Origin of the sequence: Legionella gresilensis (assembly GCF_900639865.1) — a bacterium.
GTDB lineage: Bacteria > Pseudomonadota > Gammaproteobacteria > Legionellales > Legionellaceae > Legionella_C > Legionella_C gresilensis.
In genome coordinates, this window is the sequence record NZ_CAAAHX010000021.1 from 18,034 (window position 1) to 28,324 (window position 10,291).

Consider the following 10,291-nt stretch of genomic DNA (forward strand, 5'->3'; position numbering starts at 1 on the left):
AGAATATTTAAGTGATGCCACTTTATGATTAAGTCATTTTTCAGTGAGTTTGATAGTATTATAAATATGGCATCAGTTACTGAGAGTTTGGATAAATATTTCCTTTAATTAATGAATATCTTTACCTGTTAGCTGTAAATCACAAAATATTAAATTTAGCTTATGAATAAGCACATGATTTTAAATCCTTAAATCATAATTTTAGGATATCTTATATGCTTTCTTGATTTGAGAAAGACACAATAGGCATCACTTAAAATAAGTAAATTGTGCTAATAATGAATAAGTTGATTGATAATGGTGCTTAATAATTATATTTTAAATTAATGCGATCCTTGTCCCCTAATTTTTAAGTAACGTCTTTGAGGCTGGTTTTTTATTTTCATCTGAAATTTTTTTAGATTTAGGATTGAAAAGGCTTTTTCTTTGAAGTGATTTTGATGAATAAAAGTTTGAAAGTTTAAAGTAGTTAAGGTCATCTTTAGAAAGATGATCTAAAGGTGTTTTACCTTTTTTATTTTTCATGCCTAAAGCAGTATGTAGCGCTTTATTAACCTGTCCGTTCACCTCGGCTAAATTTAATAAAGCACTTATGGGAGGCGATGTTTGGCTGTTCATTACATGCAAAACATTCCATTGTTCTTCATCTGAAATTACCAAAGCTCCGGCAATAGATTTGCCTAGTAATTCATCTTTCTGAGCGAGAAAAAAAAGATCTTCTAATCCACTGGGCGAATAACAGGCAATTGCGGATAAACAATATCTCTCATCTTGGTTTTCTTTCGATAATGTCATACTTAAAGCTGCTCTCAATTCCTTAGATTCAAAAGCTAGCTCGACTATTTTTTCAAGTTGGTGGGGGACATATCTAGCAATAACATATAATCCGCCTTTTTCTATAAGTTTTACAATATGTTGGGTAGTTAATTTATCAAAAAAATCAAACTCAACGGGCTTGTTAGCTCTGAATGAGGCAAGCTCTAAAGCTAGTGCTTCACTTTTTAAGCATAATTGAATTTCTTCTACACACGCCTCTGCCGTATCAAAAGATTTAGTCATGGTCTCAATGGATTCATGTGAATAATTAGAATTATAAATAATCCATTTCTCTTCCTCATATTGCACATTAATTACATGATTTTCTGCATGTACTAGACAAATATTTCCTGGAAATTGTTCTTGATGGTCTCTCAATAAAGAAGCAAACGTAGCCCTCGTAAAATAGCCGCCAATGATATCTCGACTCTTAGCCTGAAAAAGCTCCCCATTTATCACAATTTCAAAAAAATTCTTATTTGGGTCAAAGTAATGCAATTGCGTTATCTCTTCTGGTAAGAAAGATTTTATAGATGGCTTAGGATTAGCTTGCTCAGTTGCAACATGATTTAATACCAGTTCCAATAAATTTCCTAAAGTTAAGGTTTGAAGCGGAGCTAAATGATGGGGAGGTAAAAGATGGTTTAATTCTATAATCTCGTTTAAAGATTCAAGATTATTAGGGGTCCAATTAGCTACATGGAAAAGTATAGTTTTCCACCAATTGCCGTAACCTGTCGCTGAAAAGGCTCCTTTTACAGCAGATAGGGCAAAGCATTTGCCTCCTGATATGAGATAATCCTTCAAATGTTTCGCTTGTATTCTAATTTCTTCTTGTTTGGCGAGAATTGTCTCAGGTAGAAGATTTTGTTCTGAAATCTCTTTGCACCACTGTTCAGATTTATAGTCGAGAAAACGGGCAAGTTTTTCTCTAATAATTCTCTGTGTCATTTTTCATCTATTGGTTATAATTTAATCTAATTATAGACTTTTATTTAAGCAAAGGATGTAGTTAGTTCATACTTTAAGTGTATTTATTAAAATGATTTGTATCAGTGATTCTGTTCTTGAAAGTAAAGCACGACTTTATTTTTCTTCTCTTAGATTGCTATAAGTCATATAAACAAATAAAATAAATCTTTACGTGTCGTTAATTAAATAACCAGTTAAGTGACTGATTTCTGGGTTCTTTGAAATAGGTTAGTAGTAGTTCCATAACTGGTCATTTATGTGAAAAAGTGTCTGATGGCTATTTCAATTATACTATCTTAAGTTCACGACGATGTGTCATCCTTAAAATTGCTTGATATTTCATCAGAAACGAATTCAATTAAAAAATCTTCTTCTATCCAAATCTCGTATAGAGGGCCGCCCAAGCTAGGTTTTTTTCGATAATAATGTAGACAGCTATACTTATTTGCTATGGTCTGAAGACGAGTTATGGGAGTAAAGGCTTCTAATTGTATATGTGTTGAATTGCACTTATCGATTATACTAACTTTTTTAAAGCAGGCTCCTTCAGATGTAGGATGCATTATCCAACCCTTAGGTAGTAGTTCAATAAGCTCATTCTTTTTCGCATCCCATAAACATATCCATGCCGGCGTTGTTGCAAAAACTGTAAAGTTTATAAAAACATAAATTCAGCACGTAGTTCAGCCATAGACCTGAAACAATTGGTTAATAAATGAAATCTCATTTTGATTACCAACCATCCACTTATTAAATTGTCCTTTACGAAACATCCCCAAGACTTCAAAGCCTTTAATTGTCGCATAAGCAGTTTTCATAGATTGGAATCCTAACACAGGATTGATAAGACGTTTAAGCTTACCATGGTCTGATTCCAAACGATTATTACGATATTTTATTTGCAAATGACTAACATGCAGTGCTAAATTTCCTTCCCGTTTCAATTCCTTAATAGCCTGACTATAAGCAGGATTTTTATCTGTATTAATAACGCTGACGTCACAGCTTGGATTATTTTTTATAAGCTTACTTAGGAATCGTTTATCCGCTTTTGTATTACGCTGATGGGACAAGTAAAAATCAATGGTATTGCCATTTTCATCAATAGCACGATATAAGTATTTCCATTCGCCTTTGACTTTGACTTTGACATACGTTTCATCGAGATGCCATCGCCTAGAGTAACGTTGGTTATACCAATCTAATCGCTTTTTTAATTCCGGTGCATAGTACTGAACCCAACGATAAATGCTGGTGTGATCAATTGATAATCCCCGCTCCGCCATCATTTCTTCCAGATCCCGATAGCTGATGCCATATTTACAATACCAGCGCACGCATTGCAAAATCACTTCGCCATGAAAATGACGCCATTTGAAAGCAGATGGGTTTTTACAACTCATAGAAATAGCCAGCTAAATTCGCTTAGTATACAACCATCTTATTTTTGCAACACCACCTTATAAAAAACAAATTGATTATATATTGCGCAATTAGATATGTATTTATACTATAATTAGTAAATAATTTTTTTGAGGTACATTTATATGCAAAATTCTTTATTATCTCTTCCAAATGAAACTCTGCTTAGATTAGCTTCAGAATGCATGACTCAATTTAAATTAAATACAAATAAAAGATTTGGAATTTATTTTTTAAATCATGATAGTCCTTTTTGTCTTTTATCCAGATATGTTGAGGCTAAAGTCTTTTGGGAAGTTTATAGAAATGATGAGGAGTTGCTCAATAATGAGTACGAAGAATACATGCCTTATTCAAATTTTTTATTAGTTATTGATCATAAAGAGAAAAAACCTATTGGCTCAGTAAGAATGATGCGACCTTCAGAGTTAGGTCTTAAAACATTTCATACGATAGTAGAACCGCCTTGGTCTTGTAATATTCAAGAAATTATACATTTAAATAATTTATCTGAAATATTAGATTCGATTTACGATATAACCACACTTTCAGTAGTAAAGGAATACCGCACATCCTCAGGCTTTTCAATAGGTCTGGGTGTATATCTTTCGATATTGGGATTTTTATTAAAAAATGACATTCGATATTATGCCTCTGTTATGGATGTTAAGCTATTTAAATTATTAAAAAGGATAGGGTTTGCTGTTGGGGTTATTAAAGGTACATCGGGTAAATTCTTCTTAGGTTCAGAATGCAGTTATCCAGCATTTGTTGATTGCGATCAAATAAGAGCCGATGTTGCAAATCATGCTAAATATATTAATAAATTAAAAGTAATAGGCTATGCCTTGTCAAAAACTATTAGCTATTCGCCAGAAATTAATCCCGATATTTCTACTTGGCTTAGAACTTCAGAAAGAGTTGTTTATCCTTTCATTAAATTAGCACCACAAAAATTGATTGATAAGCTACTAATGAATAAAAAATAATTTAGGATTTAAATTTACTTAGGAGAAGCAGGTGAAGACCCCTTTTTATTTAATTGATGTAGCAAAGCTTTTGGCGAATCTTAAAATTATTGACCAAATAAGAGAAAACTCAGGTGCCAAGTTCTTATTTGCCTTAAAAACTTTTTCTGTATGGGCTTTATTTGACATAATTAGTAAACATATGGATGGTTTCACATCGTCTTCTCCTTACGAGGTGAAGCTGGGCTATGAAAAGTTTGGCGGCGAGGGTATTTCTTATAGTGTTGCTTATAGTGAAGATGATTTTCAGCAAGTTATTAATTATGCAGATAAAATTGTCTTTAATAGCGCCAGCCAAGTCAAGTATTTTAGAAACCAGTCTCCTAAGCAAATAACAGGATTAAGAATAAATCCTGGTTATAGTTTTTCCCCCCATGATTTAAGTAATACGTGCAGACCCAATTGTAGACTTGGAGAAAGTGATATCAATCATATTGAATCGGTCATAGATGATGTTTCTGGGCTGATGTTCCATATTCATTGTGAAAATAAAAATTTTGATAAATTTGCTGAATCTTTACTGCTAATCGAAAAAAAATATGGCCATTTATTTCATAGCATTGGATGGATAGACTTAGGTGGGGGTATCAGCTTTACCAACCACGAATATCCAATTCAGAAATTTTCTGACTGTTTAAAAGAGTTTAGTGATAAACATCAAGTTCAACTTTATCTAGAGCCTGGGCAGGCTGTTCTTAATAATGTCGCTAGCCTTGAGACTACCGTAGTAGATATTATTGAAAATGAAAAACAAGTTGCCATTTTAGATTGCTCCGCAGACGCGCATATGCCTGAAGTTATTTCTTTCCCTATACCTGCTCAAATTGAGCCTAATGAAGGTCCTTATTCTTATATTCTTGCGGGAAATTCCTGTTTAGCCGGAGATATTTTTGGTGAGTTTAGTTTTAAAGAGGAATTAAAGCCAGGACGCCGCATCTCCTTTAAAGATACTGGAAGTTATACCATTGTTAAACAAAACTGGTTTAATGGCTTAAGAATGCCATCAATAGCTATAAAACAAATAGATGGCCAGATTGACCTTATCAAAACCTTCAGTTATGAGGATTTTTTAAATAGCCAATCTTAAATACTAATGAGGGTTAAACTATTTAAAAATATTTTGACTAAAAAATGAACATATACTATATCTTAATACTATACATTTAACAGATGTATTTTTTAATAAAGGGACTTAATAGTTTCAAGGAGTGTAATAGTAAAGTAACGCTTAGGAAGAAGTATGAGAAATTTTTGCAAGCGCTATGTTTTTTCACCTGAGGTTCGTGCTGATATTAATAAGTTGTACCAATTCGATAATTATCATGGTTTATTAGCTGTTATTTATGATTATGTCGTAATTTTAATTACAATTATTATAACGCTTAACTCCCATTATCTTTTATATCCTTTAGCTGTTCTTGTCATTGGATCACGGCAACGTGCTCTGGCCACCATTCTACATGAGGCTTCACATAACTCTATTGCCCAAAACAAATTACTTAACTTGTTTTTAGGTACTTTTTTAAGCGGACATCTTATTCTCCATACTTACTCAGCTTATAAAGACACCCATTTGCGTTTGCACCATGGCAGCTTTGGTGACCCTAAGGACGATGATGATTACCGCTATATGTTACAAAAAGGCGTTTATAATACCACACTGTCCTCGGGGCAATATTTACGGCAGCTTTTTCTTATACCCTGTTTGAAATTTACAGTTCCCAGCCATCTTTATTTTTCGATAAAATCAAGATTGTACACGGGTAAAGTAGCATCAGAAAAATTAGAGTTGTTAATATTGGGAATTTATTGGTCTATTATTTTTGTAGTGTGTTATAAGAGTGGCTACTTAACCATTTTATTTTTATTTTGGTTTATTCCTTTATTTACTACCTTTCAATTAATTAATTGGTTTATTGAGTTAGCAGAGCATGCACCTTTAATGGGAAACGGCACTGATTTATATATGACTCGTAATCGAAATAGTCATTGGCTGGAGTACTTTTTTACTGGTATTCATGGAGAAACGTTACATCTAGCACATCATCTTTTTCCAAGGGTACCTTTTTGGAAGCTTAAAAAATTACATGCGATTTTGCTAAAAGATGAGAGGTATGCCAAGTTAAACGCTGAGATGGGAGGAATTTTCATTTCGTCAAATAATAAGCCTACAGTGTTTAATTTGTTAAAAGAGTATTCTAGTGGTGAAAAAGTTAATGTTAATGGGAATTTAAGAGAAAACAATTAATAAGAGGATTTGCATATGGAATTGAGTTTATTGTACAAATGGTTAGATACCTATCTTAAGGCACCTTATAATCTTGGTGAGAGTGATGTTGCTAGTCTAAGGGTAGAAGATGTTTTAGACTCCACTAAAAAAATTCAAGATTTTTTAAATATTGATTTCGAACATAATGATACCAAAGGCTCTTTACAGCTTCGAAACGAAATTAGTAAATTATATCAGCAGATTTCAGCTGACAATATTCTTGTAACTACAGGAATGATTGAAGCGATACTTCTTTATTTTAGTACCCAGTTTTCTCCTGGCTCAAATGTTATTGTAACGGTGCCAGTTTTCCACTCTTTATATGATGTTCCTCAAGCTGTAGGATTTGAAGTACGCAAAGTTGCGCTTTCTCCTGAGGCAGAGTTTAGGCTGCCCCTTTCGGAAATCAAAAAAAATATAGATAAAAAAACACGAACCATTCTAATTAATTCTCCACACAATCCAACAGGCATAACTTATTCGCAGCAAGAGTTTGAAGAATTACTAAATATCTCAGAAATTTATGATTGTGATGTTGTAGTTGATGAGCATTATAGGTTACTGCCGCATAATGACAGTGATACTGTCCCCTCATTTGTTAATTTTTCACCTCGAGTGATTGGATTAGGCTCTATTGGTAAATGTTATGGTTGTGTCGGCTTAAGAGTGGGGTGGATGATAGCGCGGCAGGAAATCCTAGATCGTTGTTTAGCTTTTAAATGTTTAACAACACATTCACTATTTAAGGGAGCCGATTATCTTGCTTATGAAATTATAAAAAATCATACGGTTTTGACTCAAAAAGTTAAACAGTGGATTGTAATAAATAAAACATTATTTAAACAATATCAAAAAAATTATTCCCAATATATAGATTGGATTGAACCAAAGGCAGGAACAATTGCTTTTCCGAAACTAAATTTTACCAATGATTCTTATAGTTTTGCGGAAAAATTAGTTAATAAAACAGGTGTTTCTATACTGCCAGGCGAGTGTTTTGATTTACCCGGTTATTTTAGAATGCGGCTTGGCGTGGAGCCTACACACTTTAAAATAGCAATGGAAAAACTTTTTAATTTTTTAGATAAATCCATTTAAAAAATACTTTGGGTCCTTTGCAAAAACGAACGCTAGTTTATAATTTATAAAATGGATGACAAAATACACTCAATGAAAGCTGCTGCGTTTAAGGCTGTATTAAATGATACTGCAGTATGTACGTTAATATTGTAAGTACATTAATTATAGAAATTTGGAAGAAGCGATGACCGAAGGTGAGATAGAAATAGGTCAAAGCACTCTTCCGCTGGATTTAGCACTATAAATCAGAATTGAAAAACGATTTCATTAGTATAAAAAATGCGAGATTTTACCACTTGGATGAGCAATTTGGTTTTATTGCTTAGGCATGTCTGGAATGGAAGTTTAGCGTTTATAAAATTGTTCGTGACAGAGCAATTTTTTCTTAGCGCTTAGGATGTATTTAACTAACCTAAGCAATAAAGTAGGTATAACCTTGGTTTATATTCTAGGTCGAGCCTTTTTAAATTAAGAATGGTGAGTTAGTTTTAAACCGATAATGGCAACAATAATTAGCAAGATGCAACTAAGTCGTAGAATAGTAGCAGGCTCACCTAGAAAGTATAACCCATAAATTACTGTTCCAATAGCCCCAATTCCGGTCCATACAGCGTATGCTGTGCCAATAGGTAGCACTCTTAATGAGTGGGAAAGTAGTAAAAAACTTAAAATCATTGCAGCAATTGTTAACAATGATGGGTAGAGTCGAGTGAAGCTTTCAGTATATTTTAAGCCTACTGCCCATACAACTTCTAAAGCACCCGCTAATACTAAGTAAAACCATTCCATAATATTTGCCTTAAAGGTAAGTACCAGTTTTATTTTATAATAACGTTATAAAAAATGGCTACCATTATTAATGGATGTTCGTGATATCTAAAGGGCTCCATTGCAAAAATTAATTCCATTTTTCAATTGCACAGTTAAATAAACTTAAACCAAATAATTAGATTTTACTTTTATAGTAAAAGTCGGGCATTTTTTATTTCAAAATTCCCCATTTTAAGAAAGAAAAATTTTTGTAAAGCTCCCCTTTCCTAGAAAGGATATACAGACTTATAAGCCACTCTATGTAAAAAAATATTATTAGTTTTCTGCTGACATTGCTGTTTGGAATAAAGGATTGCTGGTAAATCAAATCCTTGAAGCTAGTCTTCCTTTTCGTCTTAGGGAATGGCTCTGATTTAATAAAACTATTATTTAAAATTGTTGAAGACCTGTAAACTGATAATGTCTTAAATGTTGTTTTTTTAAAGCAATCACCAACTAATAGTAGCATTATTGCAAAAAAACTTTCGTTTTCATAATACCTAATAGTTGCACTGCTATATTTATTCATTAAAACTCAAAACGAATATTTGCTTCTATGATAAGCAGCAAGGTAGAATTAGGTGCATTTTATAAGATGAGGCCTATGTATCAAATTATACCGGAAAATATAAAAAAGATTCTTTACTTGGTCAATTTTTAGAAGGGCGAGAAATTAGCAGAAAAGACCTCAAGTTATTGCTTAAAAAGAGTTATCATTCTTTTATCTATCCTCTTCCATGTCCGCCAGCTTCCTCTCCGCCATTCAATTGGTACGTTTCTTAAGTGTTGCAAATCATTTAGAAGGCTTAAAGATTCTATCCCGAGCTTTTCCAAAAACCTTTCAAGCCATGCTAAAAGATGAAAATTATTCTGCTTTTCACTTGGCCGCAGAAGGTGGGTGTTTAGACGTAATGCAATACTTCGCTTCGCAAGCACCAAACTTACTACAAAAAATGATAAAAGCAGGTGATTATGCTGCCTTTACCGGCGCCGCTGCTGAGGGGCATCTAAACGTAGTACAATATTTAGCTTCGCAAGCACCGGACTTATTGCAGGAGATGATAAAAGCAAGCGATTATCATGCTTTTTGCTCTGCAGCAGCACAAGGACATTTTGAGGTAGTGAAATACTTAACTTCCCAAGCATTAGCTTTACCCGTAGAGAGGATTGGAAGGGCTATGCTCGCAGCAGCAGCATATAAGCATTATCATATCGTTGATTGGTTGCTGCAGAAAAGTAAAAATAATGCTAAATAGTTGTATGATAGCCTGTACAAAGATCAAAAGGAGTCGTTGAACACGGCACGATTTAACGCGAGTTTTGCCGACTACTATTTGAGAAGGTCAGTAACGCCAGATTTAGCTGAGGCCATTTTAAGACAAGCAAGTCATACTTTATTTTTTAAACCGGTAGTGGCAGTACATCCTCATAAAGAAAATTTAGAAATGAACCCAATAATGAGGAGTTAAAACCAAGTAGAGATAGAGGGTAAAGCTGGAAATCATAAGAACTTGGCCAATGCTCTCTTACTTGGGGCTTTATTTTGGTGCAGTCAACACTATTGCATAGAGGTTTCTCAAGCTCGAATCTTTTAATGAGAGAGATTTAGGATAAGGGCTGTTGGGTTTTTAGTGCTATCTTACTACTAGTTTTTGTCTACTATTTAGAATGTTTAATTTCTAATAAAAAAGACTGGCAAAGAATAACCCGCTTAGCTTCGCTATATAATTATTAAAAAGGGTCGTTTTTTGAGACTTAAGCATAGTAGAGAGTTAACCAATAAAAATGGTATTAATGCAGATTTGATATTGAGAAAATAAAAGAGATTAATCTTTAGTGTATTCACTTAAAAACTTCAAACTTATTTCAAAAAGCTTTTTAAAATAAGTTTGAA

The 10,291-nt window shown here is 33.3% G+C and carries 10 protein-coding genes; 6 read left to right on the forward strand and 4 right to left on the reverse strand.

The genetic code is table 11. The features are described from left to right. Positions 1–342: 342 nt before the first annotated feature. The 3 genes from E1P04_RS16205 to E1P04_RS16215 form a co-directional block, all read right to left on the reverse strand. Complete coding sequence (locus tag E1P04_RS16205; RefSeq protein WP_131783918.1) at positions 343–1,767, reverse strand: hypothetical protein; 1,425 nt, start codon at positions 1,765–1,767, stop codon at positions 343–345. A 323-nt stretch (positions 1,768–2,090) separates the two neighbouring features. After that, complete coding sequence (locus tag E1P04_RS16210; RefSeq protein ID WP_131783919.1) at positions 2,091–2,351, reverse strand: hypothetical protein; 261 nt, start codon at positions 2,349–2,351, stop codon at positions 2,091–2,093. A 120-nt stretch (positions 2,352–2,471) separates the two neighbouring features. Beyond that, complete coding sequence (locus E1P04_RS16215; RefSeq protein ID WP_131783920.1) at positions 2,472–3,191, reverse strand: IS6 family transposase; 720 nt, start codon at positions 3,189–3,191, stop codon at positions 2,472–2,474. Between the two features lie 144 nt (positions 3,192–3,335). Here E1P04_RS16215 and E1P04_RS16220 point away from each other — a divergent pair, with 144 nt between their 5' ends. The 4 genes from E1P04_RS16220 (at position 3,336) to gntC (ending at position 7,605) form a co-directional block, all read left to right on the forward strand. After that, entirely contained in the window at positions 3,336–4,199 is an 864-nt protein-coding gene (locus tag E1P04_RS16220; protein WP_131783921.1) for a lysophospholipid acyltransferase family protein, read from the forward strand. 31 nt (positions 4,200–4,230) lie between these two features. Next, complete coding sequence (locus tag E1P04_RS16225; RefSeq protein WP_131783922.1) at positions 4,231–5,325, forward strand: carboxynorspermidine decarboxylase; 1,095 nt, start codon at positions 4,231–4,233, stop codon at positions 5,323–5,325. A gap of 153 nt (positions 5,326–5,478) precedes the next feature. After that, on the forward strand, positions 5,479–6,486 hold the full coding sequence (locus E1P04_RS16230; protein WP_131783923.1) for a fatty acid desaturase family protein: 1,008 nt from the start codon (positions 5,479–5,481) through the stop codon (positions 6,484–6,486). 15 nt (positions 6,487–6,501) lie between these two features. Continuing rightward, the gene (gntC, locus tag E1P04_RS16235) at positions 6,502–7,605 is read left to right on the forward strand and encodes a guanitoxin biosynthesis PLP-dependent (S)-gamma-hydroxy-L-arginine cyclodehydratase GntC (protein WP_131783924.1); all 1,104 of its coding nucleotides are present in this window, start codon (positions 6,502–6,504) and stop codon (positions 7,603–7,605) included. A 450-nt stretch (positions 7,606–8,055) separates the two neighbouring features. On the opposite strand, the gene sugE is transcribed toward gntC, so the two are convergent. Then, positions 8,056–8,376, reverse strand: a complete 321-nt coding sequence (sugE, locus tag E1P04_RS16240; RefSeq protein WP_131783925.1) for a quaternary ammonium compound efflux SMR transporter SugE — start codon at positions 8,374–8,376, stop codon at positions 8,056–8,058. Positions 8,377–9,134: 758 nt separating this feature from the next. Here sugE and E1P04_RS16245 point away from each other — a divergent pair. Together E1P04_RS16245 and E1P04_RS17755 are read left to right on the forward strand one after the other, a co-directional pair. Next, complete coding sequence (locus E1P04_RS16245; protein ID WP_131783926.1) at positions 9,135–9,653, forward strand: ankyrin repeat domain-containing protein; 519 nt, start codon at positions 9,135–9,137, stop codon at positions 9,651–9,653. Positions 9,654–9,689: 36 nt separating this feature from the next. Further along, positions 9,690–9,866: a hypothetical protein gene (locus tag E1P04_RS17755; protein ID WP_165482830.1), complete on the forward strand. Its 177-nt coding sequence runs from the start codon at positions 9,690–9,692 to the stop codon at positions 9,864–9,866. Positions 9,867–10,291: the final 425 nt, after the last annotated feature.

Excerpts from the sequence above, each read along its gene's own strand:
- E1P04_RS16245 (WP_131783926.1), top strand. The coding sequence starts at position 9,135 with ATGTCCGCCAGCTTCCTCTCCGCCATTCAATTGGTACGTTTCTTAAGT.
- sugE (WP_131783925.1), bottom strand. The coding sequence starts at position 8,376 with ATGGAATGGTTTTACTTAGTATTAGCGGGTGCTTTAGAAGTTGTATGG.
- E1P04_RS16210 (WP_131783919.1), bottom strand. The coding sequence starts at position 2,351 with ATGCATCCTACATCTGAAGGAGCCTGCTTTAAAAAAGTTAGTATAATC.
- E1P04_RS16215 (WP_131783920.1), bottom strand. The coding sequence starts at position 3,191 with ATGAGTTGTAAAAACCCATCTGCTTTCAAATGGCGTCATTTTCATGGC.
- gntC (WP_131783924.1), top strand. The coding sequence starts at position 6,502 with ATGGAATTGAGTTTATTGTACAAATGGTTAGATACCTATCTTAAGGCA.
- E1P04_RS16205 (WP_131783918.1), bottom strand. The coding sequence starts at position 1,767 with ATGACACAGAGAATTATTAGAGAAAAACTTGCCCGTTTTCTCGACTAT.
- E1P04_RS16230 (WP_131783923.1), top strand. The coding sequence starts at position 5,479 with ATGAGAAATTTTTGCAAGCGCTATGTTTTTTCACCTGAGGTTCGTGCT.
- E1P04_RS16220 (WP_131783921.1), top strand. The coding sequence starts at position 3,336 with ATGCAAAATTCTTTATTATCTCTTCCAAATGAAACTCTGCTTAGATTA.